The following is a 26,757-nucleotide window of genomic DNA, read 5'->3' on the forward strand; positions in this document are numbered from 1 at the left end:
TCCTGTATCTTAGGGGCATGGTTCTTTTAGCTCACGTTGTTGGTGCCTTGTTCGGTCTCTTGGCCATTATTTTAGGTGCATTCGGCGCACATGCCCTGAAAAAAAACTTTTCGGAAGCACAACTCAAAAGTTTCGAAACAGGCGTCAAATATCAAATGTACCATGCCATACTTTTGATCATACTGGGCTTCAACCTAAACTTGGAATCATTGCTCGAAAAAAATATGATTTACTGTTTTATAATCGGTACTTTTCTTTTCTCGTTCAGTATCTATGGCCTGACATTTAGGGCCTCCAAAGGAAAAAAATGGAAATTTCTTGGTCCGGTTACGCCTATTGGAGGATTGTTTCTGGTAGCAGGTTGGGCGATGCTACTCTATTCTTTCATCCGCAATCTGATTTAGTCTAAAGCAGGATGTTTCATGGAAAATATCTCCTTCAGTTAAGATACTTTTTCCCAACCAAAATAATTGGATATAAGAATTCTAAGAAGCTTACAGCCTCAAATACATATTTCCATTAATGGTATTCAATCGCAACCTATTTTTGCCGTCGGCGGTGCGCCCTGATATTTTTTGACCTACATGGCGATCTGTAGAATCGAATTTCAAATTTTCGTCAGCGTAAATATTACCATGGATAGTTTCAGCCACCAAGTCGGCGTTGATCATTTTCAGATCTATTTCGCCGTTAATGGTATTCAGGTCTAAATTGCCTGAATATTTTGAGATTGCAATATTGCCATTGATGAGATCCGCCGTAAAATTACCTTCTATGATTTCCGATTGTAGGCTTCCGTTGATACTACTGACTTTAACTCGTGAATTTTTTGGGACGTACAAGACATAATCGAATTCGTATTCATCGCCAGTGGAAAAATAACGCTTTCTTTTCCCGTACTTTTTTTCATAATCGTCCCAAATTTGTTTGAAGACTTTTTCAGAATTCGAACCAATACTTATTTGGTTGGTTCCCTGATCTATATCTAACTCAAACATATCCATATATTTTTCCTCTTCCATTGAAATAGCGGCCTTGATATAGATAGATGATTTGTCCCATGTCTTTATTTCGATATCCGAAGCAAATTTTAGCTCGATATCGATATATTGGTCGTTGTAAGGAATATCTTTTTCAATTACCTTTTGGGCGCTTAGTGAAAGGCTGATGAGGCCTACTATGAGAGTTGTTGCTAGATTCTTCATGACTGTTCGTTTTCTTTTATATATTTTTAATTCTTTCTTAAATAGATATTTCCATTGGTAGATTTTAACGTGATATCGACACCGCCACCATTTATAGCTCCTTTTATTTCCCTCCCAGAAATTGATTTGAGTCCATCTTTGTCGGGCCTGCTTAGGTCAAAATTGGTGTAGATATCACCGTTCCATGAACTTAATTCCAGGTTGGCCGATGTATTTCCAGGTAAGGTCACGTCTATCTCACCGTTCGTCGTCCGTAAAACAATCGGCGAATCTTGATTGATTTCCTTGAACTCCACACGTATGCCTTCATTCAATGAATAAGCTGTTACCGGCCCCGATAAGTTGGTCAATCTCAGACCACCGTTCAAATTGGCGTTGGCCTCTACTTCGCCCGTAAAACCTTCTATGTTAATATCTCCGTGCCATGAATTTGTAACGGAGACATTTTGTGATTTTGGAGAAGATAGATTTCGGCACCTCCCGACTTTCTTACGTCTTGTACGATCAAATTATTCCCTGTCTGCACCACATTAAAGCCAACATCTGTATTGTCTTCACCACCTACTCCGACTAGCTTGAGTCCTTTTGCCTTTTCGGGTACAGGTTCTAGATTGAATGCTTTTATCAATAATTCATTTTTGTCGTGTGTCTTTAGAATGATTTCTGATTTAGATTCGATTTTCACCCATTCGATTCCGTCTAGGGCCTTGGTGTAATCCGATTGTGAATGCAGGTTAGCGACAAGTGTGCATGTAAATAAGAATACTATTAGTTTTTTCATAATTGTTTGTTTTAAATGACTGTTCGTTTTTGATGATTTCTCGTTTATCGATACTTTGACAAACCTGTCTGCGGGCGTGCAGCCTTAGTGTGACAGCTAAGCATAGAGGTTTATGTTATATCGGGTAAAAATGATTTGATTTGTTCTTTTACAAAGGGTTGTGTATCTTCTTTTTCCATTAATTCTTGCATAGGTGCTGCAGCCTTTTTCTCTTGCATTTGCCCTAAAATTTGAATGATCGCAATTTGAATGCTAGGGTCTTTTTCTGTTCCCAAAGCTTTGATAAACGTATTTTTCACGGTTTCAGAGTCTCTAAAATCGGCCAATACATCAAGGGCCGCTGCCCGCACATTGGTATTTTCGTCATATAGCATTCGGTCTGTCAGTGCCTGTATTATTGACTCCTCAGGATTCGAAATTTCCTCCATATAATTGACGCCCCGAATACGCTTACTTGCCGATTCACTTTCCATCATGGATAGCATTGCTGTTTGTTTAATTTCCATTTTTTCAACGGTCAACGCGGCAATTTCCTTACTTGAATTTTCGTTGGAATAATATTTTCCGGCGAGAAAGGCCCCGACTAAGAGCAGAACACTAGCAGCAATTTTCAGGAAGTTGTTCGCCCATTGATTTCTTTCGTGGGATGTCTTCGAATCAATTTGAACGACCTTATTTAGCGATTTCTTCTCCTCTTCAAGCTGCTCAAGAAATTTCAGTTTTAGCGCAGGAGGAGGTGTCGCTTCTTCTTCTGAATCGATTGCTCGGAACAATTCCTCTAAATCCGATAATTCTTTAGCACATGCTACACATTGCGTCAAGTGTGCTTCTACCATTTTCTTCTGATTCCCATCTAAGAGATTATCCAGATAATCTGGAAGCAATTTACTGATATGTTTATCTTCTTTGTTCATATTTTTTCAAAATAAACTTTCCTTAATTTTTTTAGTGCACGACTCACTTTGGTCTTCACCGCGCCAGGGGTACTCCCTATAATTTCTGCCAGTTCTGCATATTTTATTTCTTGAAAACGATTCAAGATCAACAGTTCGCGGTCAGAAGCATCCAATTTGTTCAATGCGATTTGCAAATGCGAATAGTCCTCTTCCTTTTCATCATTGCTTTCCGTCAATTGATATTCCAGAATACCTAGATCATCATGGTCTGTTGCATTTCTTCTATAGTGGGTTTTCAGATTGTTCCTTGCGATAGTAAACATCCATGAAACAAAACTTCCGCCATTATATGAGTTTCTATATTTCATCAACTTGTAAAAAACGTCTTGTGCAATATCTTCGCTCAACATTTTATCCCTAGACATTTTATAAAGAAAGTTGTACACATGCACATGGTGCCTTTCGAACAGAACCTTGAGATTATCAAGATTTCCGTTGGAAACTTCCACCATAAGGCTTTCATCTGTGCGCTCTTTCAAAAAGGTATTTTTAGTCGGTGTTCAAAATTATATAGTCAGGAAATTACAAAAGGTTACACCAAGGATTAAAAAAAATCGCTTCAAAATGTTTTGAAGCGATTCCACTTTTGAACTATCTAATACTTAGGTGCCTGTTTCAATTATCAGGGTCAACCTGTGAAGTGAATTCTTTTATCGCGGTATTGGGTTCAATGATATTATACCCTTTCCAGAACTCGGGATCGTAGTTGGGCATATAGGTCGGCAATATCGTGTTATTTTCTTTGAACGCTTCGAAATCAGGATTGCTAATGGAGGAAGTCTCAAAGACCACTACTTCCTTTTTTTCAATATTTGTGAGTGCTAGATCCACTTTGCCCGAGAGTTCGTTCTGCTTGTTTCTACCCTTTACCCGTTTGTTCATTTCAATTATTTTTAGTGGTCTTTTAATTCCTATACGATTACCGCTTTCCGATTCAAAGTACCGAAGACTGTATGAATTATCGATTCCCCTAGAAAAGATTATTTTCCCCCTTGAGAGATGTTCGTTCATTGAAATGCCTAAAAGTTTAAAGGTTTTCAATGATTTTACATTTTCATAGTCAGCGCGAATCAATGCAAAATCATCTGAATTAATGTAAAGTGTGCCCTTGTAATCAGCCGATCGTTTGGGTTTAAAATCGATTACATAGACTGCATTTTCGCCTAAATAGGTAAAGTCTTGAAGTGTAAATTCATATTTGCGTGATTTAGATATGAAATTGAGGTCTGAGTCTTCATGTATGGGTAGGTAATTCAATATTGCACCTAACATTTTTCTTCGGTAGGTTGCAAAATTCTTTTTTTCCTCTTCTTCATTTTTCTTTTTTTCCTCAAGTTCTTTGTTCAGGGTTGCTACATCGGTAGAGTCCACTTCACTTTCAAAAAGTTCATCGGCATCGACTTTCGTACCGAATAGACCTGATTTGATTTTAAAATAAGAATCGGTCTTGACGTTTTCTTTGATAATTGTATTGAATTTTTCTTCTAATCTTTCAAAGTCAAGTTCCATGCTTTTGTCATAAAGCTTTGATGCCTTTATGAGATTCAGTTTTTGTTTTTCACTGTCGTAATTTCCATAAAGGTCCCCAAGCACCTCGGTATAATAGCTATTGGATTTTGGCACGGTTCGAATAATGCTATCTATGAATTTTTTATTGAAAGCTGCTATGGTAGACTTTTTAAGAGAATAGTTCAGTTTGTTCATGCGCTGAAAGGATGAATTTCTATAAAACAACCTTTTTTTGGTCAGGTTTGAACTATAGTTTTTTTCGAGATTGTCTTGCACAAGTTCAATAATTTCATCTGCCGAATATTGCTTGTTGGAAACAATGACGTTTTTGAGCTCAATGGCCTTAGGTCTTAAAACAATTGTCTTTTCGGTGAACTGACCCAAGGGCTTTCCAATAGATTCGTAACCGATACATGATATGAAGAGGGAGTCTGTCGCTGCGACACTTTTATCCAATAAAAAAGTAAACCTACCTTCTTCATTGGTAATCATTCCTTTATTTTTCAACTGCACGGTCACATAAGGAATCGGTTTTTGGGTGGCAGAATCAAGAATGACAGAGGTCAGCGTTTGAGCGTGGGATACACTCGAAAAAAAGAAATAAAGTAAATAGAGTTTGTAAAACTTTGAGCATATATGCAATGGTTAGTTCAAGGAAGCAAAAAAAGCAATAGTATTTAATCCAAGCTTTGCTTTTTTGTTTTTATTAATATCGATTTATCCTTTTTTTAACGAAAAATGGGCCTGGGGCAATTAGACTGAAGACGCCTTTATTGAGAAATTGTTACTTGACAGGCAGAAAACTATTCGGGTTGGGCCTAGAAATAAAAGAATTAATGGCACCCGCAGTCATCTTGGCCACAAGATCTGGAATTGCTCTTTTTCGTGGCGAAAAGTGAACGGGGCAAGAAAAATTTAAACACAATATAACCCACAGCTAGTGCTAAGGTCATATAGGCTAGAATAGGTTGTATTAGACTCACAGGATTATTTTAAGATCTGATAGGCAATCAATGACACAATATACGCAAAAAGGCTCATAAATACCAATTGTGCCGCAGGCCATTTCCAACTATTGGTTTCCCGTTTCACTATGGCGAGGGTGCTCATACATTGCATGGCGAAGGCATAGAACAATAAAAGTGATATGCCCGAGGCCAGGTTGAACAAAGGCTTTCCCGTTCGGGGATTTATCTCTGCTTCCATACGTTGTTTGATGGTGGTGGTATCCTCTTCATCGCTTCCCACACTATAAATGGTGGCCAAGGTGCCTACGAAAACCTCGCGAGCTGCAAAAGAAGTCAATACGGCTATACCTATTTTCCAGTCATATCCCAAAGGTCTGACAATGGGCTCTATTGCTTTTCCGATGTTGCCGATATACGAATTCTCTTTTTTATAACTCGATATTTCTTGGCTGGTCGCTTTTGCCGTAAGAGCGGCCCTTCGAAGACCAAGGGAATCATTTATTTCGGCCAGGTCGATATTGTACCTTTTTTTGGCGATACTATCTTGAAGGGCATTTTGGTACGCGCTAAGTTCTTCTGCTATACTGGTCTGGTTAAAGGTTGACAACCCTTCGGTCTCGATTCGTTTCTGAACTATATCTTCGGCATTCCTGAATTTTTCGGAATATCCGTTAGACCCCAAAAACCAGAGAACGACCGAAATGGCCAATATGATTTTTCCTGCCCCAAAAACGAAACTTTTGGTTTTTTCCCAAACGGTGTAGGCCACATTCTTAAAAAGCGGAAGCTTGTAATTTGGCATTTCCACAACGAAAAAGGTCCGGCTCTTTATTTTCAGAATTTTATTCAAAATCATGGCCGAAAGTATCGCCGCAGCAAAACCGATAAGGTACAATAGCATCAAGGTCAAGGCCTGGTACCCTAACCCTAGAAAACGACCTTCGGGAATGACCAATGAGATAATGATCAAATAAATGGGCAAGCGTGCCGAACAGGTGGTAAAGGGGGTTACCAGAATGGTAATCAGACGCTCCTTCCAATTTTCGATAGTCCGCGTTGCCATGACGGCAGGAATGGCACAGGCGGTACCTGAAATCAAGGGCACCACACTTTTTCCACTGAGTCCGAAGGGGCGCATCAACCGGTCCATCAAAAAGACCACGCGGCTCATATAGCCCGACTCTTCCAATAATGAGATGAAGAGGAACAAAAAGGCGATTTGCGGAATGAATATGACGATGCCGCTGATACCTGCTAGGATACCTTCCGCCAATAAATCCGTAAAAACCCCGGCAGGAAGCGTGTTCTTTACCCATTCGCTTGCCGATGCGAACATTTGGTCTATAAAGTCCATCGGATATTCACTCCAATCGTAAATGGCCTGAAAAATGGTCAACAAAATGACAAAGAAAATAAGATACCCAAAGACCTTATGGGTCAAGATTTTGTCGATCGATGCCCTAAACCCCTTGGCGGCATTCGAATCGACCTTATAGGTTTCCTTCAAGATACCGTTAATGAACTGATAGCGTAGAATGGTTTCTTTTTGTTGCAGCCGTTTGAGTTCCGACTTTGTCTTTGTGGCAAACGAAGACGCATCTTTTATAAGTTTTTTCTCGATGGGCATAAAATTGACGTCCTGCGTAATGACCAGCCAAAGTTTATAGAGGTCTTGCTTGGGAAAGGTGGTCTTCAGCCGTTCGAAATAGTTGGGTTCGATTACCGTGATATCAACATTCTGTGTGGAAGAAAGATTCTTATAATCTGCTATGAGCTCTTTTAATCTTTCGATTCCCGTTCCTTTTCGTGTACTTACCAGTGCGATCTTGGTGTTCAGTTTTTCTTCCAACAGGGGTATGTCCAAAGAAATTCCTTTTTTAGACATTCTATCGGCCATGTTGATGACCAGGATCGCAGGAATCTTCAAATCCTTTATCTGGGTAAATAGCAAAAGGTTTCGTTTGAGGTTTTCCACATCTGAAATGACCACCGCCACATCAGGATGATTCTTGTCGTTTTTGTTCAAAAGAAGTTCAACGGCGACACTCTCGTCCAACGAAGTGGTGTTGAGGCTATACGTACCGGGCAGATCTAGAATATGTGCCTTGACACCCCTATCCAACTTGCAGATACCTTCTTTTTTTTCTACGGTAATACCCGGGTAATTGCCAACTTTTTGTTTGAGACCGGTAAGTTGGTTGAAGACCGAGGTCTTTCCCGTGTTGGGGTTTCCTATGAGGGCCACATTGATCTGCTTGCTCATAGTCCGATAGGATCTTCAATTAGTTCCAATTCGATTTGAAGTGCGACCGCTCGTCGAATGGCGATATGTGAACCATTAACGTTAATATAGATGGGGTCGTTGAGCGGAGCGACTTGTATAAGTTCGATTTCGTTGCCAGGCAGACAGCCCAATTCCAACAATTTTATGGGAAGGATATCATCGACGAATTCCTTAATGATTCCTCTTTGACCTCTTCTTAATTGTGCAACGGTAACTATCAATTTTTATTTAGATTGATTCTAGGTAAGGACAAAAATAGGATAAAAAATCCTATAAATCCCAATAAATAAATACCAAATTCCAAATACGTCTGATTTGGAAATTGTTGCTTGGGTTTTGGAATTTTAGATTTTATAAGAAGCTTTCAGAATAGCAAGATCCTCCATCAACCTATCCATTTCTTCTTCTTTGGTACCGTCATAAAAGCCTCTGATACGTCTTTCTTTATCCACCAGAATAAAATTTTCGGTGTGGATCATATCGAACGGACCTCCATCTCCGTCATTCTTTACCGCCAAATATGATTTTCTCGCCAGCTCATAAATTTGTTTTTTATCGCCTGTGACCAAATTCCATTTCGAATCGTTTACACCTTTTTCAAGCGCATATTTTTTTAATTGGGCGACCGAATCGATTTCAGGAGTGACTGAGTGGGAAAGCAACATCACCTCTTCGTCGTTCAAAATATGACCTTGGATATCGGCCATGTTGTTTGTCATGATGGGGCATATTGTTGGACAAGTGGTAAAGAAAAAGTCGGCGATATAGATTTTATCCTGATAGTCTTTTTGAGTGATTTCCTTTCCGTTCTGGTTGGTCAAAGAAAAATCGCCGATGGAGTGGTATTTTCTTTTGAATTGTAGGGTACTATCGACCAATTCGGGGTTGACCATCGAGGGTTGATAGATAGGTAGCATTTTCTTGGGCTGCAAGGCATTATAAAATAGATAGATGATTACCGCCGAGAGCAGCAATAGCACCGCTAAGAACAATCGATATTTGGCAAAAAGTGTTTTCATGGTAGCTGATGCAAAGATACGGCGGTCTCGTGTGGCTTTCAAATAGTACGGCCCAGCATCGCTGCTAAAACTTTCATAAAAAAATAGGGGTGGCGATACTTTCTTTTTATAAGAGATGTTAAAGGTGTACTTTTGTGCGTTTTTAAAGCTTAAAAAGTCCAGATGACATTAACAATACAAATCGTTCAGTTTGTCGTTATCATATCCATTTTGGTAATACTGCACGAATTCGGCCATTTTTTACCGGCCAGATATTTTAAGACCAAGGTAGAGAAGTTCTACCTCTTTTTTGATTGGAAATTTTCATTGTTCAAAAAGAAGATCGGTGAGACCGAATACGGAATCGGATGGTTGCCCTTGGGCGGATATGTTAAAATTGCCGGTATGGTCGACGAAAGCATGGACACCGAGCAGTTGAGCAAACCGCCAGAGCCATGGGAGTTCAGAAGCAAGCCTGCATGGCAACGTCTTATTATTATGTTGGGCGGGGTGACCGTAAACTTTTTTCTGGCATGGATTATCTATTCTTTGATGCTTTTTAGCAATGGTGACACGTATATTCCGGCTGATAGTTTGAAATATGGCATCCTCGTAGATTCTGTCGGGCAACAATTAGGGTTGCAAACCGGGGATAAAATTTTAGCCGTAGATGGCAAGAAAACAAAAAAATTCTCCGATGCGGTACTACAGATGATATTGGGTGATGAGGTGACTGTAGAAAGAAACGGAGAACAAATCGTCGTTCCCTTATCCGATGAAGGTAAGAAGACAGTATTTGAACAGCAGGGAAGAAATTTTGTGAGTTATCGTTCAAAACCGATTATAGAGGAAGTGACAGAACAGACCGTTGCCAGTAAGGGGGGAATGCTCCCAGGCGATGAAATAGTAGGAGTAAACAATCAAAAAATTGAATATTGGGACGAGTTTCGGGAGAAAATCGGTAATTCGTCGGGAGAGAATATCGAGGTTAAAGTGTTGCGAAACGGGAAAATTGAAAATTTGTCAATGAAAGTTCCCGAAGAAGGCGCTATCGGTGTGAGGCTAAATGTCGAAGATTTAAGGGTGACCGATACCTACGGCTTTTTTGCTTCGATACCTGCAGGATTCAATAAAACAATTAAAGTACTTACTGATCAAGTACGTCAATTTAAAGTAATCTTTAACGCGAAAACCGAGGCCTACAAACAGGTCAAAGGCCCTATAGGTATCGTTGAGATGATGTCGCCTACATGGGACTGGACGTTCTTTTGGAATTTTCTGGCCATGTTCTCCGTTTGGTTGGCGTTCGTAAACTTGTTGCCAATTCCTGCACTTGACGGGGGGCATGTCATGTTCTTGTTATATGAAATAGTATCGGGCAGGCCGCCGAGTCAAAAGGTACTTGAAACAGGTCAGATAATCGGCTTTATCTTTTTGTTGGCGCTGATGGCCATAATATTCGGAAACGATATCTGGAATATTGTAAAAAGGTTTTTATAGACCTTGATAAGATTGGAATGAAGAAATCAAAACCACTTTTTTTTGTTGGGGGTTTTGAAAAAACATTTATATTTGCACCCGCTTTGGTAACGCAGAGCGGATTATTTTCCTCCTTAGCTCAGCTGGTTAGAGCATCTGACTGTTAATCAGAGGGTCCTTGGTTCGAGCCCAAGAGGGGGAGCTTTAAGAAGAGAAAACCTTGTCCGAAACGACAGGGTTTTTTATTTATTTCAAGTTTCTGGGCGAGAAGTTTATCCCGAGCGCAGTCGAAGGGAATCCAAGAGGTGGGCCTATATCTTAAGACTTCGGAGCCTTTTTCATTTGGGCAAAATTTGCGGGCAAATGGTTTTGACGATGGAACTAAGAAATTTTTAATCATTAGGGTTCTGTTGAATAAATGATTTTTTAAGTCCGAACAGCATTGGTTTTTATTTCATAGAAAGGAAACCATTGAAAGGCATTGCACAAATGCTTAAGTTTGGGAATCTTCTTTTGTAAATTGCCAATTTCAATTCTCTTGATATGGAATTATTAAAAAAGCAACGTGATTTTTTTGCAACAGGAAAGACCAAAGAAGTTTCCTTTCGAAAAAAAGCGCTGAAACGTTTGCAAAAAGAAATCATCTTGAAAGAAGATGCCATTTGTGATGCGATTTATACGGATTTTAAAAAGCCTCGCTTTGAAACCTTGGCCACGGAAACCCAATTTGTTTTGGCGGACATCAAGCATACGTTGAAAAAAATCAACTATTGGGCGCAGCCTGAGCGCGTTTCTTCGACTTTGATGAACTGGCCTTCTTCTGATTATATTTATAATGAACCCTATGGAACGGTATTGATCATCGCCCCATGGAACTACCCTTTTCAGCTCGCCATCGCCCCGATAATCGGTGCCATTTCAGCAGGAAATACGGCGATCATAAAACCCTCGGAGCTTACCCCGAATACCTCGAAAATAGTTGCTGAAATCATAAAAAAGGTCTTTGGACCTGAATACGTTTCCGTGGTCGAAGGCGGGGTGGAAATCGCTCAACAACTATTGTCCGAAAAATGGGATTATATATTTTTTACCGGAAGTACAAGAGTAGGTCAAATCGTTTATGAAAGTGCTGCCAAACATTTGACTCCCGTTACTTTGGAATTGGGGGGTAAGAATCCGTGTATCGTTGATGAAACGGCAGCTATCGAAATAGCTGCCAAAAGGATTGCTTGGGGAAAATTCTTGAATGCAGGGCAGACCTGTATCGCAACGGATTATATTTTGGTCCATAATTCCGTAAAGGAAAAACTGGTCGACGCACTAAAAGAAAGTATCACGAGTTTTTATGGCGAAAATGTGGAAAACTCGACAGATTATGCTAGAACAGTCAACAAAAAACACTATTCGGGATTAAAAGAAATGCTGAAAGGCGAGGAAATACTGTTCGGAGGCCAATACAACGACGCCGACAACTACCTCGCCCCCACCTTGGTTAACGAACCCAAAATGGATGGCAAGTTAATGGAGGGGGAAATATTTGGCCCGATACTTCCCATTATTTCCTACGGAAAGGAGGCCGATATAGATCGGCACATCAAGAACCATGGCAAGCCCTTGGCTACTTATGTTTTTTCAAAGCGAAAATCCTTCCAAAAAAACATCATCAACAAATACAGCTTTGGAGGTGGTGCCATTAACGATACTGTCATTCAGATTACGAACAAAAATTTACCTTTCGGAGGGGTAGGTGGCAGCGGTATTGGCGCCTACCATGGAAAAACCAGTTTTGAGCTTTTCTCGCACCAAAAAGCGATTATCAAAAAAGGCACCTGGTTCGACCCACCGCTAAGATATCCACCCTACAACTTGCCGATGAGGTTTGTAAAAATGGTAAAGAACCTTTTTTAAAAGGATGTGAATTTTTCCGAATTGACTCTTAGATCAGTTGAATGCTTGACCGCATTGTTATTGCAGGAAATTCACTTCAAGGGCTTTATCATTATATCTTTATAAAACACCGTACTCCCAGGGTCATGGCCTTGTAGGGCGAAAGTTCCTTCATTTAAGATTCTATCGCCTTCACCTTTTCCTCTTTGCGGATTGTCGGGCTCGGTGTAATCGACAACAACGATATCATTTATTTTCACAACGACCCGCTTACCTTCTACCTTAATATATTCGGTGTACCATTCATAATCTGATACATACGTTTCCCTAACGTTGACGATGTTATAGAGACTTCCGGTTCGTTTCCAGTCCTCTTGTGAATTGTTGACCTGGACCTCATACCCGTACTTTGGCCATCCGCCTTCTTGATATTGGGTGTGAAAATAGATGCCGGAATTAGACCCAGGTTTAGTCATTACCGAGGCTTTGAATTCAAAATTTGTAAAGGAGTGATTACCAACATCGCCATCATAGAATAAGTGTGCTACATTTCCATTGACCTTAATGGCGCCGTCCTCTATCGAAAAGGTTTCGGCATTTTTACCGACTTTCCAGCCTTCTAGATCTTTCCCATTGAATAATGAAACCCATCCGTCTTCGATAATCTCTGGGGACACTTGGCCAAAACTTGTTGTCAATAATAAACATCCTGTAATGAGTAGTAAACTATAAAGTATCCGTGCCATATAACTGTTTTTAAAATCCTAATACAATGTAAGCATTATTGCCCATTAATCGAGCAACTCCATTATCAAAATAGATCTGTGGAATTCTAACGCAATAGTGTTTTTTCATTATCTTTCTTTTCCCTAGTATTTATGCATTAAAGCTACAGTCATGACACCGAAGAACTCCCGAAGAAAATTTATAAAAAAAACTACTGCTGCGGGATTGGGAATATCTATCGTGCCGAGCAACGTAATTAGTGGTCTTGGCCACAAAGCGCCCAGTGATACCTTGAATATAGTTGGAATAGGTGTTGGCGGCAAAGGGTATCATAACCTCAATGCGATGAGTACCGAGAATATTATCGGGTTGTGCGACATTGATTGGAACTATAGCCAAAAGTGTTTTGATGCCTTCCCAAAAGCAAAAAAGTATTATGATTGGCGAAAAATGTTCGATGAACTGGCCGATACTATGGATGCCGTTATGGTGGCCACCGCAGATCACACGCACGCAGCGATAGCTGCCACTGCACTGACTATGGACAAACATGTGTATTGTCAAAAACCCTTGACGCACTCGGTTTACGAATCACGTCTGTTGACCAAGTTGGCAGAAAAACACAAAGGTGCCACTCAAATGGGAAACCAGGGAAATTCAGGGGATGGGGTACGCCAACTCTGCGAATGGGTCTGGAAAGGTGAAATAGGAGAGGTGGTAGAGGCCCATGCATGGACCGACCGACCTATCTGGCCCCAAGGTCTTGAACGGCCAAAAAACACGATGGAAATACCCAAGAATTTTGATTGGGATTTGTTCATCGGGCCCGCCCCAAAGCGTCCTTACCATGAAATGTACACACCATGGAATTGGCGCGGATTCTGGAATTTCGGTACCGGAGCTTTTGGCGATATGGCTTGCCATGTCATGGATCCAATTTATAGGGCGTTGCAATTAAAGTACCCTGAAGCTATTTCAGGAAGTTCGACTACCGCAAATACCGAAAGCGCCCCCAATGCCGAAAAGGTGCGTTTTGATTTTCCGGCAAGGGAGCCTATGGAAAAAGTGAAGATGCCACCTGTGCAGGTACATTGGTACGATGGAGGTTTTTTGCCTGACCGCCCCAAACTGCTCGAAGAAGGTGTTCCTCTAATAAAAGATGGCTTGGGAGGATGTTTATTAGTCGGCACCAAAGATACCTTGATCAGCGATTGCGGGGGGTTCAATCCGCGATTGCTTTCGGGAAGGGTGCCCGAAATAAAACCTCATTTGCGAAGAATACCGGGCGCTGTAGGCTATATCGATGGGCCGCATGAGCAAGATTGGATTCGTGCCTGCAAAGAATCCCCCGAGAATAGAATAAACGGTTCGGCTAGTTTTGATTATTCCGGTCCTTTTAATGAGACCGTTTTGTTGGGCGTATTGGCCGTCAGGCTTCAGGGATTGAACAAAATTTTAAAATGGGATGGTGAAAATATGGAGTTCACCAACATCGATGCGAATGAAATCATGAACGTGGTAGAAACCTTCGGATTCGAAATGATAAACGGTTCACCCACCTGGAATGTGGAACATAAGGAATTCAACGCCTTGCAATCTGCAAACGAATTCATAAAACATACGTATCAAAACGGATGGACATTACCGGATATGCCCTCTTGAGATTGGGATCATGCCTTTCTCAAAAATATTGGTAAAAGATAATTACTTTAGAGGCTCATTTTATACGGGCCAAAACCCCCAGAAACCTGGAATTCTATTTATCCTATGTCAAAAAATTTTTTACAGATACATCCCCAAGATAACGTTCTAGCCGCACTAAAGGATTTGCCAAAAGGTACGCCTATCGATTTCAACGGTTCGCATTTTGAGCTGTCCACAGCGGTAGCGGCCAAACACAAGTTCACGGTATCAGAGCTTTCCGAAGGTGATGAAATCATCATGTACGGTGCGTTGGTCGGCAAGGCCACGAAGCCGATAGACCAAGGGGAATCTTTGACCACTGAAAACGTGGTTCATGCTTCTTCTGAATATGCGGTTGGAAACCAAAATTCGAATTGGTCCGCCCCCGATATTACGCCATGGAAAGACAGAACGTTCAAGGGCTATCATAGAGCGGACGGCAGTGTGGGTACGGCCAACTACTGGCTTGTAATCCCCATGGTTTTTTGCGAGAACAGAAATGTCGAAGTGATGAAATCGGCCCTGTTGGATACTTTAGGTTATACCACGACCACCGATTTCGTGGTGGATACCGAGGCCTTGGTACGGCAGTATAAAAGCGGTTCTACAGAAGAAGAGTTGCTAAGTGCCAAGATTGTTCAAAGTCCGGAAGAGGTTAAGCAAAATAGGGTATTCTCCAATGTAGACGGCATAAAATTTTTGACCCATGAAGGCGGTTGTGGCGGTTTCCGTTTGGATTCGGAGACACTTTGCAATCTGCTCGCAGGTTATATTACCAACCCGAATGTCGCAGGGGCTACGGTTTTAAGTCTGGGATGTCAAAATGCCGAAGTAAAAAACTTGCTTTCCGGGATTAAAGAACGCGATTCCGATTTTTCAAAGCCGCTTTATATCCTCGAACAACAAAAAAGCGAGAGCGAACGCCATTTTATTGAAGATGCAGTAAAGCAGACCTTTTTAGGGTTGATTGAGGCGAATAAAATAAAAAGGGCGCCCGCACCCTTGCATCATTTGACCTTGGGACTTGAATGTGGCGGCTCCGATGGTTTCTCGGGAATTTCGGCAAACCCCGCTTTGGGATACGCCTCAGATTTATTGGTAGCCCTAGGCGGAACAACTATTTTATCGGAATTTCCCGAACTTAATGGTGTAGAACAAGAATTAATCAATCGCTGCAATACCGAAGAGGAGGCCAAAAAGTTCGCCGACCTCATGGATGCGTATTCTGCGCGAGCCGTGGCCTTGGGTTCTGCCTTTGCCAATAACCCCTCACCGGGAAACATAAAGGACGGACTGATTACCGATGCCATAAAATCCGCAGGAGCGGCGAAAAAAGGAGGTGCCTCTCCCGTCACGCAAGTGTTGGACTACACCGAAAAATCAACTCGGAAAGGACTAAATTTATTATGTACCCCGGGCAACGATGTCGAAAGCACCACAGGTCTTGCCGGTTCGGGATGTAATGTCATTGCCTTTACCACAGGCTTGGGCACACCCACGGGAAATCCAATAGCGCAGGTCATCAAGATTTCGAGCAACAACACCTTGGCGGAACGTATGAAAGATATTATCGACTTCAATACAGGAAGCATCATCACCGGCGAGGATACCATTGAGACCATGGGTGAACAATTGTTGGAATATATTATTCAGGTGGCAAGTGGAGAAGTGACCCCAGCGGCCGTACGCTTGGGACAGGAAGATTTTATTCCGTGGAAGAGGGGAATCTCATTATAATTATGTAAAATCTGCTACAAATGATTTTTTTAAATTAGGAACACAATGAAAATCGATTCGCACCAACATTTGTGGAATTATGAACCTAAAAAACATTCGTGGATTGATGACAACATGGCTGTGATTCGACGCGACTTTTTACCCTCCGACTTGAAAAAGGTCTATGAAGCAAACGATATCGATGGCTGCGTGGCCGTTCAAGCGGATCAGACCTTGGCTGAAACCGATTTCCTTCTAAAACTGGCCCATGAAAATGATTTTATTAAGGGAGTAGTTGGCTGGGCTGATTTACGCTCTCCGGGTGTCGATGAAGATTTGGAAGAATATTCTTCCAGGGAAAAATTAAAAGGTTGGCGCCACGTAGTTCAGGGTGAACCCGATCATAATTTTTTGATGCGACCCAACTTTTTAAGGGGAATTTCCTATTTGGAAAAATATGGATATACCTATGACATCCTCATATTTCCGCATCAATTGGGGGCGACTTTGGAATTCGTAAAGCAATTCCCCCATCAGAAATTTGTAATCGACCATATTGCCAAACCCTATATCAAAGATGGCTTTTTTGATGGCTGGGCGGTTTTGATGAAAGAAATTGCCAAGCATGAAAACGTATTTTGCAAAGTATCCGGTATGATCACAGAAGCCGATTATAATGTTTGGACCGCCCCACAGATTATCCCGTATATGGATTTGGTGTTCAATGCTTTCGGTCCGGAACGCATCATGTTCGGTTCTGATTGGCCTGTCTGTCTGGTCGCAGGAAATTATGCACAGGTAGAAAAATTGGTGACCGACTTTATCAGAACATTAAGCGATCATGAGCGAAAAGCAATTATGGGCCAGAACGCGATTGCATTTTATAATCTTAAAATCTAAAATTATTTCCATAAGTTGTACATTGAAAAACTATTGATTTTAGAATTCATGCCTCAAGCAACATTTCTTAGAATATTGAAACTCAAAGCCATTCCTTATATGTTTATTTCAAGAATAATTGTAATACTGACCCTATTGGCCACAACCTCGATATCGGCCCAAGAATATGACATGCTGATAAAAAACGGCCATCTGATAGATGCTAAGAATAGCATTGATAAACTCATGGATGTTGCGATAAAAGATGGAAAAGTCGCCGAAGTGGCTAGTAATATTCCATCAAAATCGGCCAAGACGCTTATCGATGCAAAAGGGTTATATGTCGTTCCTGGAATTATTGACATCCACAGCCATAATTTTTTCGGAACCGAACAAGATGCCTATTTGAGCAATAGTTTTGAAGCTGTTCCTCCTGACGCATTTAGTTTTCGTAGCGGAGTGACGACCTTGGTCGATGTTGGAGGCTCAGGATGGCGAAACTTCAAAACGTTCAAGGCACAGACCATTGACAATTCAAAAACAAGGGTGCTATCTTTTTTGAACGTTGTGGGTTCGGGTATGAAAGGCGGGGCCATAGAGCAGAATGTGAACGATATGGATGCCAAACTAACAGCGATGGTCGCCAAACAGTATCCTGAATATATCGTTGGTGTAAAATTGGCGCATTACGAAGGGTTCGATTGGACACCTGCCGAAAGGGCCGTTGAAGCGGGGAATATAGCTGATGTGCCTGTTATGATTGATTTTGGGGGTAGTGAACCAGAACTTTCCCTGGAAAAATTGTTTATGGAAATATTGCGACCTGGCGATATTTTTACCCATACCTATGCGCACGTCAATGGAAGAACACCCTTAGTAGATGAAAAGGGAAAAGTAGAAGATTTTGCATGGAAAGCCCAAAAAAGAGGAATCGTCTTCGATGTCGGCCATGGCGGTGGTAGCTTTCTATTTGCACAGGCAGTGCCCGCTATGCAACAAGGATTCAGACCCAATACCATAAGTACTGATTTACACACCGGAAGCATGAACAGTGGTATGAAGGATATTGTAAATGTGATGTCCAAATTTTTGAATATGGGAATGTCTGTTCAAGAAGTAGTACAAGCGACCACTTGGATTCCCGCCCAAACAATAAAACGAAAAGAATTGGGAAATTTATCCGTAGGCACTGTGGCCGATATCACGCTTTTGAACTTGCGCAATGGTGATTTCGGATTTATCGATACCGAAGGAAAAAGAATGAATGGCGATAAGAAGTTGGAATGTGAATTGACCCTTAGAAACGGGGAAGTGGTGTATGACCTAAACGGTTTGGCCGCTTCCGCTTGGGACGAGCGCTAAATCTTTAACTAATTTCAATAATCGAATCAAAAACTTTCAAAATGAGAAATATCGGGATAATACTTTTGGTAGTGATATTCAGTGCCTGTAACACCAACATTGATCGAGAAAAACAAGAAACGGCCGAGCCTGAGAAAAAGGAACAAATCGAGGCGGGCTATAATCCCGAATCCAATTTAGAAAAATTGGGCATTACTTTGAATACCCCGTCGGCACCTGTTGCAAACTATGTAAATGCCGTTCGTGTGGGGAATCTTATTTTTCTATCAGGGAAGGGTCCTCGAAAGGCGGATGGTGAAAACATTTCCGGCAAGCTAGGGGCCGACTTGACCATAGAACAGGGGTACGAAGCTGCTCGAATTGTAGGTATCAATCAACTGTCCGTGTTGAAGGCCGAGCTAGGAAATCTCAATAAGGTAAAACGATGTGTCAAGGTTTTGGGTATGGTCAATTCAACACCTGATTTTACAGACCAACCGAAGGTAATCAACGGGTATTCCGATTTAATGGTCGAGGTCTTCGGCGACCGCGGCAAACATGCGCGTGCTGCCGTGGGAATGGGATCTTTACCAAGTAATATAGCGGTTGAGGTCGAGATGATTGTTGAAGTTATTGGCGACTAGACAATCTTCTTCATTTGGCTTTAGTATAATCTAGCAAAACTATTTATTTTTGCCATCCTTACATTGGCCTCATAGTTCAACGGATAGAATAGAAGTTTCCTAAACTTTAGATCCAGGTTCGATTCCTGGTGAGGCTACTTTTTTTAATCGATAGGTTCTCTCCCTGAAGCTTGGCAACAATGGAGTCGTTGATTTTCGTTTCCCATAAAAAGACTTTTTGCAGTCGGCTAAGTTTTGGAATCACCTTCAACAATACCTCAGAAACATACGTGTTATAAAGATTTAGAGACTCCAAATTCGTCAACTTTTCAAGATGTTGAATTCTGATGTCGGAGATATCATTCTCGCTTAGGTCAAGTTTAACAAGGTTTTCGAGCTGGCCGATTTTTTCGAGATGTGCATTTTGTTGGCAACAACATTGACCCAACCGGACTGGGCGAACCGACTTTTCCACCCATTTTTGCCGCACTTGCCAATGTTATGTACCAAGCAACTGGCGAAAGGTATTATCATCAGCCTCTTCTTTCGAAAAAAGTGTAGTGGGTTAGTATGGTCTTAAGTCGAATGTGACAAAATAATTTGATTTATTGTATAACTAATTTTGAATTTTCAATGCTGAAGCTTGATCCAAAAATAACTTTGTTGAAGGGTGAGTTCTTAAAATAGTGGCCGGACAATGCGTGCTGATTTCTTTATATAAGGTTTCGTAAATGACATTCGCCTTTCGGGCATCGGGCACGACACAACTGATGGTTTTACAGCTCATTATGGCTGGTATCGTAAGTGACAAGGCCTGTTTTGGCACATCTTCAAGCGTGGGAAACCACCCTTCGCCTAATTGCTGTTTTCTACAATCCTCGTCCAAATCAACCACTTTTACCAGTTTAGGGTCATTAAAATCGGCGACCGGTGGGTCGTTGAACGCGATATGTCCGTTTTCCCCAATGCCGATACAGGCAATATCGATGGGATGTTTTTTCAGTTGTTCGGCGTAGTTGGTCATTACTTTTTCGAGGTCTTCGTCATCTCCGTTTAGGAAATAGATTTTTTTCGGAGCGACTTCATTCAATATTCTTTCTTTGAGATATTTTCTAAAGCTTGCAGGGTGCTGGTCTGAAATGCCCTTGTATTCATCTAAATGAAAAACGGTTATTTTTTGCCAGTCGATTTGCTTGTTTTTCAACGCTTCCAAAAATGTAAATTGAGAAGCTCCGGTGGCTAAAATGAGGTTGGCGGATCCTTTTTCTTCTATCGTTTTGTTCAGGGTTTCCGCTACAAAATCGGCCGCTGCCGTTCCCATGGATTTCGGGTTGTCGTAAACCGATATTTTTAGATGATCAACTTCTAGTGTTCGCGTCATGTATTTTGTTTTAGAGAAATTCTGAAATAGCCAGCCAAGTCGTTATCAAAGAAAACAGTATGACGGCCGCGATGCCCAAATTCAAGCTGTTGCTTGCTTTATATTTATGCATCAATTTTTTTCGATTGATTAGAATGAATATAGGAATGGCCACGGCTGGAAGAATACAGGCCTGAAAAGCTTGTGAAAAAATCATCAATGCGGGAGGCCGTTCTTCGAGAAAAACCGTTCCGAAGGCGAACAACAGGGCTAGGAATATCAACCAGCGCGATTGGGTAGAATGAATGTTTCGAACTGTTCCGCGATAGTCGGAAACCAACCAAGGCGCTATTAAAACTATTGGAAAAATAGTGGAGAGTCCTGCACCGGCAATGCCGATAATCAAGACAAATGCGGCCAACTTTCCACCGAGCGGTTCGAAAAGGTCGATCATTTCAACCGTATTGTCAAGTCTAAGACCTGAGACGTGAAGCGTTCCGGCAGCGACCGCCATGATAACCCCACTTAACAATAGCATCATCGTCGCGGAAACGAACGAATCTTTTTTTCGGTCTTTAGGTCATTGATGCCCCAACCCTTTTCAGCGACCACAGTACTTCGCATGATAAAAACCGCTGCGGAACAGGTGGTGCCGGCAATGGCGGCAATCAATCCGAATGCACCAGGAGTATTAGGAATACTGGGGACAATACCTTCCACCAAAGCCGAAAAACTAGGTTTTACCATAAAAAAGACCACCAAAAAAGATAATCCCATTACGATGACCAACACGGTCAATATTTTTTCGAATACTTGGTAGCGCCCAAACCAAAGTAGCGCATACAAAATGATACTAAAGAACAGGATGATCCAAAATGTTTGTACGACCAATCCGTCAAAAGCTAGGCGAATACCTTCTTGCACAAGGTCGGCGACAATGCCCATCACGCCCATCAGGGCGAGCAGTTCTCCTATGATCAGGGCGATGATGATGTAGAGTGAAAGAACCCAACCCCATTTGAATTCCGTTTTAATATTGAATAAGGCGGTTTTACCACTGACCAAAGTCACCTTTCCGTAAGCGACCATTAAAATGTAGGTAAAAATGCAAGAAAGCACCAATGCCCAAAAAAGCCCCATGCCATGTTCCGCTCCTGTTTTCGTCATGGTCGTGACGCTACCTGTGCCGATATTGTAACCGATTAGAAACAAACCGGGACCTACAGCACTTAATCCAATCAGTATTTTTTTATATAGGGACGTGTTTTTCATTGGGTTAATCCTGAGAGTGCACAAGCGACCCGTTCACGTAGGTTTTTAAAATGTTCATTCGATTGTTTTCCATCGTAAATTGAATCAAATCACCACGCTTACCAATTTCGATTTCGCCCAATTCGTTAAGCGAAAATAGTTTGGCCGGATTGGTACTCGCCATTCGGATGGCATTTTTGAGTCCACATTCGGTATACTCCATGACCACGCCCACGCATTTACTGATCGGAGAGGCGGCACCTGCCAGCACATTTTCTTTGGGAAGCTTTACGACATCGGGAGTTAGCAACAAAGTGCGTTCTCCACGGGTGTACTCGCCAGGGGAGTCCCGCCAGATCAAGCGCATCAGATACGAGTATTGTATTTTCAACACCTTTTGCCTTATAGAAGGTCTGGACTTCCTCACGGTTCAAATGAAAGCCATCGGCAATGATACTGGCCGTGATGGCATCGTTCGATAACTGCGGCCAAAGGGGATTGTTGTGGCGGTTGATTTCGTTGGCACAACCGTTGCCCAAGTGCGTCGCCATTTTAGCGCCCGCTTCTACCGCTGACTGCACATCAGTGGCAGATCCGTTATGGTGTCCTAACGAAACGGTAACCCCGCTAGCGACACATTTCTCGATAAACGGTATGGCACCTTCCAACTCGGGTGCCATGGTCAATAAAATGATTCCGTTGTTGGCAGCTTTTTGGAATTCCTGAAATTCTTTCCAATCTGGGGCTTTTATGTATTTTTCCAAATGCGCTCCACGAAATCCCGCTATGGGAGAAATATAAGGGCCTTCCAAATGGAATCCGGGAATGGATTTTCCTATTTCCGGGTCTTTTCTCGCCTCGGCCAAAATGGCGAAGTTCTTTTTGATAAGTTCGATATCGCTTGTAATAACAGTTGGAAAATAGGAAGTAACTCCAGCCTTCCAAAGTGCTTTTGTAGCTTTTTTAACTCCTTCGACCGTTAAATCTGGGCCTGAAAAATCGACGCCCATATAGCCGTTGATCTGTACGTCGATCAATCCTGGAGCAATATAAACTTCGGGGGTAGTTTGAGGTTTATTCGGCTTCTCAAGCTTCGAAATTTTTCCATTTTCTATGGTGATGGAAATAAAACCTTCATCCGAATAAAGCATGCCTTGGACACTATTTTTTTCGCTGGGTATGGATGTGGTTGAAAGAAGAATTATAGCCAATAGGATTCCAGTTAGTGTTTTCATAGGTTGTTTTTTTGTGGTTAGGAACGTACTTCTTCCCATTGACCGCTTGCCACTGATTTTTCAAGTGCTTCCAATACGGCCACACCGTGCAGTATGCTTTCGTGGCTTCTAGGTTCTTTGCCCGTTTTGAACATTTCCACCATATCGACATAGTTTTTATCGGGCTTTTATTCTTCCACTCTTGATTTTAGTGGAACAATACCTTCCTCAGTTTCGATATAGGTACTCCATCCATATTTCTTGGTGGTAAAAACTAAGGTTGCCAACATGCCATCCTTAAAAATAAGACTGGCACTGCTGTTCTTGCGGTTTTGGTGTACCTGCACCTTTTGAACGTTGTCTCCGAATAAATAGAGCAAGGGTTGAACGATATGTGCTCCGTAGAAAAAAATTCCGCCGTATTCCGATTCCAGATCTACAGGGCCATAGCGAACGACCTGGTTGATGTCCTTTACCTCTTTCAGTTGTTCTTTGATGTCAAAAGTTTCATGGCTATGTGCGATTGAACTAAAGGAAGTGACCGGTGTGCCATGCTTTCGGGCCAATTCTAGAAAAGCCTTGCCTTCTTCCGCCCGATAGCAGAAAGGTTTGTCGATGAAAGTTGGAATACCTGCTTCTATAAATGGAATAGCTGGTTCTAAATGGAACTTTCCATGGCGATGGTTAACGATCAGTCCGTCGATTTTGCCGAGCATATCATTTGAGTCTTTGACCATTTCAGGAATACTCCCTCTTTCCATGGCGGTTTTGGCGAATTCCTCGGTCTCTCCCCAAACATATTTTACTTCCATTCCCGGAAAGGCCTTGTTGATGTTGAACAACTTTCCAAAACCAGCGGTATGCGAATTCTCCGCTCCGATGATGCCGATTTTAAAGGGTTTTTCCATGCGCTTGGATTTTGCGGTTAACTGTGAAACTAAAGGAAAAGGGGTAGCCAAAGCCAAAGCCGATAATGCGGAGCCTTTGCCTACCTTATTTAAAAAGATCGTCTTGATTCCATAAACTTCTGCCTTATAATTTCATTTCCCAGTCCGACTCATAAGAGCGACTCCATAATTTTTGGGCATCGGCATTGTTCAAAATGTGTCCGTTCGATGCATCGATATCCAATGACTGACCGACTCGTTGGGCAATGTTACCCAGTTGAACGAGTAGTGTACTTTTATGTCCGGAATCCACTCCTGCATGTAAGTCACTTCCATTTCGAATGGCATCGAACATATTCTGTATGTGAAAAGCATCCAGTTTTTCTGCTGGATTTGATTTGTTGCGGGCGTCGATAACTTCGGTGTGTTTTACTTCTTTTACCACTTTACTTTCCAAATCGAACACGGTGTAACTATTTCCTCCGGGGATAAGCATACTGCCGTTTTCTCCATAAAAAACCACTCCGACCGAACTACCTTCGATATTCTTGCCGTTGCAGCTTCTGCCTTCCCAAGACATGGTCATGCCATTGTCGAAATCGAGATTGATAACCTGGGTATCAGGAGTTTCCCAATCATCTTGGTAGCGGTATCGACCTCCGTTCGAACTGACCTTGGTCGGATAATCTACCTCCATGCCCCAACGCAAAAGGTCGATCATGTGCGTGCCATTATTTAAAGCCTCGCCAGTACCCCAATGCCAATGCCAGTGCCAATTGTAATGAATGAGATTGTCCTTAAAATTTTTTCGGGGAGCCGGGCCCTGCCAGAGTTCCCAGTCCAACCAATCGGGTACTGCAGTTTCCTTGCCGATTCCGATTGATGGTCTGTTGTTCGAGTACCAACCCTTACCAAAATATACATTACCAATGGCTCCGTTTTTCAATGCCTCGATACCTTCAACGACATTCGGCCAAGACCGTCGTTGATTCCCCATTTGGACAATTTTTCCGTATTTCTCAGCTGCCTTGACCAGAATTTCGCCTTCGTTCGGGTTGTGGCTACAAGGTTTTTCGACGTATACATGTTTGCCCGCTTGCATGGCCAATAGTGAGGCAGGGGCGTGCCAATGGTCCGGAGCGGCTATGACCAGGGCATCGACATCTTTGCTTTCCAATGACTTTCGAAAATCGGGATATGCCTTCGCTTCTATGGTCTGACGGTTTTTTAGGTTGGTCAGGCATTTGGTAATTGCTCTCCTATCGACATCACAAATATGAATGACATCGCAATTGTCCTGGGCCGCAAAATTCTGGGCCAGGGCATCGCCACGACTGTTCACTCCCATGACGGATACCTGTATTCTTTCATTAGAACCAATGATACGAGCATAACTTTTTGCGCTGAAGTGGGGTAGAAGGCTTCCTGCAACAGCAGCCATTGTACCTTTTTTAATAAAATTTCTTCGGGAGTTGGCAGTCTTTTTCATTGGGTCGGCTATAGACGGGTTGTGTAACTACAATATAATGAATTAGTTAGTGCAATGGATAGCCCCGATAACTATCGGGACTTGCCGAGGCTACATTTATTGATCAATTGGTTCTTCTCGGTTGTAGTTAATCTTCAGCGATTTATTTTCTTCCTGGAGCCTGAGGGCAATGGAATCATTGATTTTTGTTTTCCAGAGATAAACTCTTTGAAGTCGCGTAAGTTTTGGGATTACGCGCAAAAGGCCATCCGAAACATTCGTTTGGTAAAGATTAAGGGATTCAAGGTTCGTCAACTTTTCGAGCTGTTGAATGCCATTGTCGGAAATGTCGTTTCCGTTGAGGTCAAGCTTGACGAGGTTTTCCAATTGCCCGATTTTTTCAAGATGTTCGTCTTTTACTCCTGAATTGCTGAGGTCGAGCCAAATCAATTGCTCTTTTAAGTTTTGAAGTAAAATTAAATCGGAATCTATTAGTTCCCTTTCGCTCAAGCTAAAATTTGCATCCAGAAAATAATTGTCTTTCATCAAGCGGTTGATGATAAAACCTTGATTGCGCAGTGAATCAATAATTGAAATATCTGGGGGAGGAATTTCTTTATTGAAAATATCGTTCTTGTCAAGTCCCAAATAATTGTTGACCACGGGGATTATCTTTTTCTCGGAATCCAATTCCGTAACACGGCCTTCAGAAGGGGCGCCGGAAGCGATCCACCATTCGATAATAGCAACTTCTTGTTCAGTCAACGGTCTTTTTCCTTCGGAAGGCATAAAGTCATCATGTTCCTCAGGCAAGGTTATGCGTCTGAAAAGTTCACTAGCCTCTATATCCCCAGGGATAATTACCTCTCCATTTTCGCCTCCTCTCAGCATATTTGAATAAGAGGTCAGCACTAAGTCCCCCTTCTTTTTTCCATCATTATGGCAGCTAGTACATTTGCTATGCATCATTAGCGAGATTAAATCAAGGTACACTTCGGCAGAATCTAAGACAGTCACTTTCGGTCGCGGTTCTGTTTTTGGGGGAAGTCCCGCCATACTTCTTACAGGATTAGGGGCGTACTCTAATAAATAGGTTTGGCCATGCGTAAGGTTTCCACCTAAATGCCCTGTATAAATCATGGTACCGGTTGCCAGAATTATGAGTGCCCATTTTGAAATATCGGAAGTATCAGGCCTCCTTTTTGAAATAAAATAACAGGCCGCTGAGAATATCAAAACGGCGCCGCCGCTCCATTTGTGCCAAAACAAAGTATTTGCGTCATAATCTCCCAAAAGAGATAAAAGATACCCAAACAAAACCGCCAAAGCCGCACTAATCGCTCCCAGGCCCCATAAATATTTTAGAAATGGTCTTAGGGGATGGAATTTGATTTTTCTGGTCGCCAATTGGGCAATGACCGCCAACAGCAAAAACCCAATCGGAAGATGCACGACCAAAGGATGAAATCGGCCCAAAAATTTTAAAAAGTCAGGAGGGTTATCCAAAAAACCGTTAGCAAGAAAAAAGGTCAACTCCATTTG

Annotated in this window: 26 protein-coding genes, 2 tRNA genes and 1 pseudogene; 10 read left to right on the plus strand and 19 right to left on the minus strand. The window is 42.0% G+C overall.

Features of this window, described 5'->3' with window-relative positions:
- The first annotated feature begins 17 nt into the window (after nucleotides 1–17).
- Nucleotides 18–404 (plus strand): DUF423 domain-containing protein, encoded by a 387-nt coding sequence (locus tag N8A86_RS10170; protein WP_273568968.1) that lies wholly within the window; start codon nucleotides 18–20, stop codon nucleotides 402–404.
- Between the two features lie 90 nt (nucleotides 405–494).
- Here N8A86_RS10170 and N8A86_RS10175 read toward each other — a convergent pair whose 3' ends face one another.
- The 9 genes from N8A86_RS10175 to N8A86_RS10215 all read right to left on the minus strand — a co-directional run bounded on the left by N8A86_RS10175 (nucleotide 495) and on the right by N8A86_RS10215 (nucleotide 8,722).
- Nucleotides 495–1,205: a DUF4097 family beta strand repeat-containing protein gene (locus N8A86_RS10175; protein ID WP_273568969.1), complete on the minus strand. Its 711-nt coding sequence runs from the start codon at nucleotides 1,203–1,205 to the stop codon at nucleotides 495–497.
- Nucleotides 1,206–1,231: 26 nt separating this feature from the next.
- On the minus strand, nucleotides 1,232–1,618 hold the full coding sequence (locus N8A86_RS10180) for a DUF4097 family beta strand repeat-containing protein (protein WP_337251805.1): 387 nt from the start codon (nucleotides 1,616–1,618) through the stop codon (nucleotides 1,232–1,234).
- Nucleotides 1,609–1,986 (minus strand): hypothetical protein, encoded by a 378-nt coding sequence (locus N8A86_RS10185; protein ID WP_273568970.1) that lies wholly within the window; start codon nucleotides 1,984–1,986, stop codon nucleotides 1,609–1,611. Before N8A86_RS10185 ends, N8A86_RS10180 begins: the two co-directional genes overlap by 10 nt.
- A gap of 110 nt (nucleotides 1,987–2,096) precedes the next feature.
- Entirely contained in the window at nucleotides 2,097–2,900 is an 804-nt protein-coding gene (locus N8A86_RS10190; RefSeq protein ID WP_273568971.1) for a HEAT repeat domain-containing protein, read from the minus strand.
- Nucleotides 2,897–3,421 carry an RNA polymerase sigma factor gene (locus N8A86_RS10195; protein WP_273568972.1) on the minus strand — a complete coding sequence of 175 codons (525 nt, stop codon included), beginning with the start codon at nucleotides 3,419–3,421 and terminating at the stop codon, nucleotides 2,897–2,899. The genes N8A86_RS10190 and N8A86_RS10195 overlap by 4 nt, the downstream gene beginning before the upstream one ends.
- A 136-nt stretch (nucleotides 3,422–3,557) precedes the next feature.
- Nucleotides 3,558–5,093: a carboxypeptidase-like regulatory domain-containing protein gene (locus N8A86_RS10200; protein WP_273568973.1), complete on the minus strand. Its 1,536-nt coding sequence runs from the start codon at nucleotides 5,091–5,093 to the stop codon at nucleotides 3,558–3,560.
- A 345-nt stretch (nucleotides 5,094–5,438) separates the two neighbouring features.
- Nucleotides 5,439–7,682: a ferrous iron transport protein B gene (feoB, locus tag N8A86_RS10205; RefSeq protein WP_273568974.1), complete on the minus strand. Its 2,244-nt coding sequence runs from the start codon at nucleotides 7,680–7,682 to the stop codon at nucleotides 5,439–5,441.
- Nucleotides 7,679–7,924 carry a FeoA family protein gene (locus N8A86_RS10210; RefSeq protein ID WP_273568975.1) on the minus strand — a complete coding sequence of 82 codons (246 nt, stop codon included), beginning with the start codon at nucleotides 7,922–7,924 and terminating at the stop codon, nucleotides 7,679–7,681. The genes feoB and N8A86_RS10210 overlap by 4 nt, the downstream gene beginning before the upstream one ends.
- A 123-nt stretch (nucleotides 7,925–8,047) precedes the next feature.
- Nucleotides 8,048–8,722 (minus strand): SCO family protein, encoded by a 675-nt coding sequence (locus N8A86_RS10215; protein WP_273568976.1) that lies wholly within the window; start codon nucleotides 8,720–8,722, stop codon nucleotides 8,048–8,050.
- Between the two features lie 162 nt (nucleotides 8,723–8,884).
- Between N8A86_RS10215 and rseP the strand changes: the two genes are divergently transcribed.
- The 3 genes from rseP (at nucleotide 8,885) to N8A86_RS10230 (ending at nucleotide 12,088) form a co-directional block, all read left to right on the plus strand.
- Nucleotides 8,885–10,201 carry an RIP metalloprotease RseP gene (gene rseP, locus N8A86_RS10220; RefSeq protein WP_273568977.1) on the plus strand — a complete coding sequence of 439 codons (1,317 nt, stop codon included), beginning with the start codon at nucleotides 8,885–8,887 and terminating at the stop codon, nucleotides 10,199–10,201.
- Nucleotides 10,202–10,308: 107 nt separating this feature from the next.
- A tRNA-Asn gene (locus tag N8A86_RS10225) sits at nucleotides 10,309–10,382 on the plus strand.
- A 341-nt stretch (nucleotides 10,383–10,723) separates the two neighbouring features.
- Nucleotides 10,724–12,088 (plus strand): aldehyde dehydrogenase, encoded by a 1,365-nt coding sequence (locus tag N8A86_RS10230; protein ID WP_273568978.1) that lies wholly within the window; start codon nucleotides 10,724–10,726, stop codon nucleotides 12,086–12,088.
- Between the two features lie 71 nt (nucleotides 12,089–12,159).
- Here the strand turns inward: N8A86_RS10230 and N8A86_RS10235 are convergent, their stop codons facing one another.
- On the minus strand, nucleotides 12,160–12,813 hold the full coding sequence (locus N8A86_RS10235) for a 3-keto-disaccharide hydrolase (RefSeq protein WP_273568979.1): 654 nt from the start codon (nucleotides 12,811–12,813) through the stop codon (nucleotides 12,160–12,162).
- Nucleotides 12,814–12,964: 151 nt separating this feature from the next.
- Between N8A86_RS10235 and N8A86_RS10240 the strand changes: the two genes are divergently transcribed.
- The 6 genes from N8A86_RS10240 (at nucleotide 12,965) to N8A86_RS10265 (ending at nucleotide 19,193) form a co-directional block, all read left to right on the plus strand.
- Nucleotides 12,965–14,455 carry a glycoside 3-dehydrogenase gene (locus N8A86_RS10240; RefSeq protein WP_273568980.1) on the plus strand — a complete coding sequence of 497 codons (1,491 nt, stop codon included), beginning with the start codon at nucleotides 12,965–12,967 and terminating at the stop codon, nucleotides 14,453–14,455.
- A 105-nt stretch (nucleotides 14,456–14,560) separates the two neighbouring features.
- The gene (locus N8A86_RS10245) at nucleotides 14,561–16,213 is read left to right on the plus strand and encodes a UxaA family hydrolase (RefSeq protein WP_273568981.1); all 1,653 of its coding nucleotides are present in this window, start codon (nucleotides 14,561–14,563) and stop codon (nucleotides 16,211–16,213) included.
- Between the two features lie 45 nt (nucleotides 16,214–16,258).
- Entirely contained in the window at nucleotides 16,259–17,092 is an 834-nt protein-coding gene (locus tag N8A86_RS10250; RefSeq protein WP_273568982.1) for an amidohydrolase family protein, read from the plus strand.
- Between the two features lie 48 nt (nucleotides 17,093–17,140).
- Nucleotides 17,141–18,433, plus strand: a complete 1,293-nt coding sequence (locus N8A86_RS10255; protein WP_273568983.1) for an amidohydrolase/deacetylase family metallohydrolase — start codon at nucleotides 17,141–17,143, stop codon at nucleotides 18,431–18,433.
- A 41-nt stretch (nucleotides 18,434–18,474) separates the two neighbouring features.
- Complete coding sequence (locus tag N8A86_RS10260; RefSeq protein ID WP_273568984.1) at nucleotides 18,475–19,056, plus strand: RidA family protein; 582 nt, start codon at nucleotides 18,475–18,477, stop codon at nucleotides 19,054–19,056.
- A gap of 65 nt (nucleotides 19,057–19,121) precedes the next feature.
- Nucleotides 19,122–19,193: transfer RNA gene (locus tag N8A86_RS10265), tRNA-Arg, on the plus strand.
- Here the strand turns inward: N8A86_RS10265 and N8A86_RS22005 are convergent.
- The 9 genes and pseudogenes from N8A86_RS22005 to N8A86_RS10305 form a co-directional block, all read right to left on the minus strand.
- Complete coding sequence (locus N8A86_RS22005; protein WP_430682200.1) at nucleotides 19,163–19,510, minus strand: leucine-rich repeat domain-containing protein; 348 nt, start codon at nucleotides 19,508–19,510, stop codon at nucleotides 19,163–19,165. The two genes, N8A86_RS10265 and N8A86_RS22005, sit on opposite strands and share 31 nt — an antisense overlap.
- 141 nt (nucleotides 19,511–19,651) lie before the next feature.
- Entirely contained in the window at nucleotides 19,652–20,416 is a 765-nt protein-coding gene (locus N8A86_RS10270; RefSeq protein WP_273568985.1) for a glucosamine-6-phosphate deaminase, read from the minus strand.
- A gap of 10 nt (nucleotides 20,417–20,426) precedes the next feature.
- Nucleotides 20,427–21,667: pseudogene (locus N8A86_RS10275) on the minus strand (Nramp family divalent metal transporter).
- A 4-nt stretch (nucleotides 21,668–21,671) separates the two neighbouring features.
- A complete protein-coding gene (locus N8A86_RS10280) occupies nucleotides 21,672–21,956 on the minus strand; it encodes an amidohydrolase family protein (RefSeq protein ID WP_273568986.1) in 285 nt (94 codons plus the stop codon).
- On the minus strand, nucleotides 21,886–22,881 hold the full coding sequence (locus N8A86_RS10285) for an N-acetylglucosamine-6-phosphate deacetylase (protein WP_273568987.1): 996 nt from the start codon (nucleotides 22,879–22,881) through the stop codon (nucleotides 21,886–21,888). The genes N8A86_RS10280 and N8A86_RS10285 overlap by 71 nt, the downstream gene beginning before the upstream one ends.
- Nucleotides 22,882–22,898: 17 nt before the next feature.
- Nucleotides 22,899–23,024 (minus strand): hypothetical protein, encoded by a 126-nt coding sequence (locus tag N8A86_RS10290; RefSeq protein WP_273568988.1) that lies wholly within the window; start codon nucleotides 23,022–23,024, stop codon nucleotides 22,899–22,901.
- A gap of 24 nt (nucleotides 23,025–23,048) precedes the next feature.
- Entirely contained in the window at nucleotides 23,049–23,768 is a 720-nt protein-coding gene (locus N8A86_RS10295; protein WP_273568989.1) for a Gfo/Idh/MocA family protein, read from the minus strand.
- Nucleotides 23,769–23,892: 124 nt separating this feature from the next.
- Nucleotides 23,893–25,236, minus strand: a complete 1,344-nt coding sequence (locus N8A86_RS10300) for a Gfo/Idh/MocA family protein (RefSeq protein ID WP_273568990.1) — start codon at nucleotides 25,234–25,236, stop codon at nucleotides 23,893–23,895.
- Between the two features lie 96 nt (nucleotides 25,237–25,332).
- Nucleotides 25,333–26,754 carry a c-type cytochrome domain-containing protein gene (locus tag N8A86_RS10305; protein ID WP_273565304.1) on the minus strand — a complete coding sequence of 474 codons (1,422 nt, stop codon included), beginning with the start codon at nucleotides 26,752–26,754 and terminating at the stop codon, nucleotides 25,333–25,335.
- Nucleotides 26,755–26,757 lie beyond the last annotated feature (3 nt).

Source organism: Maribacter halichondriae (assembly GCF_027474825.1).
GTDB lineage: Bacteria > Bacteroidota > Bacteroidia > Flavobacteriales > Flavobacteriaceae > Meishania > Meishania halichondriae.

Excerpts from the sequence above, each read along its gene's own strand:
- N8A86_RS10300 (WP_273568990.1), bottom strand. The coding sequence starts at position 25,236 with ATGAAAAAGACTGCCAACTCCCGAAGAAATTTTATTAAAAAAGGTACA.
- N8A86_RS10235 (WP_273568979.1), bottom strand. The coding sequence starts at position 12,813 with ATGGCACGGATACTTTATAGTTTACTACTCATTACAGGATGTTTATTA.
- N8A86_RS10285 (WP_273568987.1), bottom strand. The coding sequence starts at position 22,881 with ATGAAAACACTAACTGGAATCCTATTGGCTATAATTCTTCTTTCAACC.
- N8A86_RS10245 (WP_273568981.1), top strand. The coding sequence starts at position 14,561 with ATGTCAAAAAATTTTTTACAGATACATCCCCAAGATAACGTTCTAGCC.
- N8A86_RS10240 (WP_273568980.1), top strand. The coding sequence starts at position 12,965 with ATGACACCGAAGAACTCCCGAAGAAAATTTATAAAAAAAACTACTGCT.
- N8A86_RS10190 (WP_273568971.1), bottom strand. The coding sequence starts at position 2,900 with ATGAACAAAGAAGATAAACATATCAGTAAATTGCTTCCAGATTATCTG.
- N8A86_RS10185 (WP_273568970.1), bottom strand. The coding sequence starts at position 1,986 with ATGAAAAAACTAATAGTATTCTTATTTACATGCACACTTGTCGCTAAC.
- N8A86_RS10290 (WP_273568988.1), bottom strand. The coding sequence starts at position 23,024 with ATGGTGGAAATGTTCAAAACGGGCAAAGAACCTAGAAGCCACGAAAGC.
- N8A86_RS10250 (WP_273568982.1), top strand. The coding sequence starts at position 16,259 with ATGAAAATCGATTCGCACCAACATTTGTGGAATTATGAACCTAAAAAA.
- N8A86_RS10175 (WP_273568969.1), bottom strand. The coding sequence starts at position 1,205 with ATGAAGAATCTAGCAACAACTCTCATAGTAGGCCTCATCAGCCTTTCA.
- N8A86_RS10170 (WP_273568968.1), top strand. The coding sequence starts at position 18 with ATGGTTCTTTTAGCTCACGTTGTTGGTGCCTTGTTCGGTCTCTTGGCC.
- N8A86_RS10270 (WP_273568985.1), bottom strand. The coding sequence starts at position 20,416 with ATGACGCGAACACTAGAAGTTGATCATCTAAAAATATCGGTTTACGAC.
- N8A86_RS10305 (WP_273565304.1), bottom strand. The coding sequence starts at position 26,754 with ATGGAGTTGACCTTTTTTCTTGCTAACGGTTTTTTGGATAACCCTCCT.
- N8A86_RS10260 (WP_273568984.1), top strand. The coding sequence starts at position 18,475 with ATGAGAAATATCGGGATAATACTTTTGGTAGTGATATTCAGTGCCTGT.
- N8A86_RS10230 (WP_273568978.1), top strand. The coding sequence starts at position 10,724 with ATGGAATTATTAAAAAAGCAACGTGATTTTTTTGCAACAGGAAAGACC.
- N8A86_RS10295 (WP_273568989.1), bottom strand. The coding sequence starts at position 23,768 with ATGGAAAAACCCTTTAAAATCGGCATCATCGGAGCGGAGAATTCGCAT.
- feoB (WP_273568974.1), bottom strand. The coding sequence starts at position 7,682 with ATGAGCAAGCAGATCAATGTGGCCCTCATAGGAAACCCCAACACGGGA.
- N8A86_RS10255 (WP_273568983.1), top strand. The coding sequence starts at position 17,141 with ATGCCTCAAGCAACATTTCTTAGAATATTGAAACTCAAAGCCATTCCT.
- N8A86_RS10215 (WP_273568976.1), bottom strand. The coding sequence starts at position 8,722 with ATGAAAACACTTTTTGCCAAATATCGATTGTTCTTAGCGGTGCTATTG.
- rseP (WP_273568977.1), top strand. The coding sequence starts at position 8,885 with ATGACATTAACAATACAAATCGTTCAGTTTGTCGTTATCATATCCATT.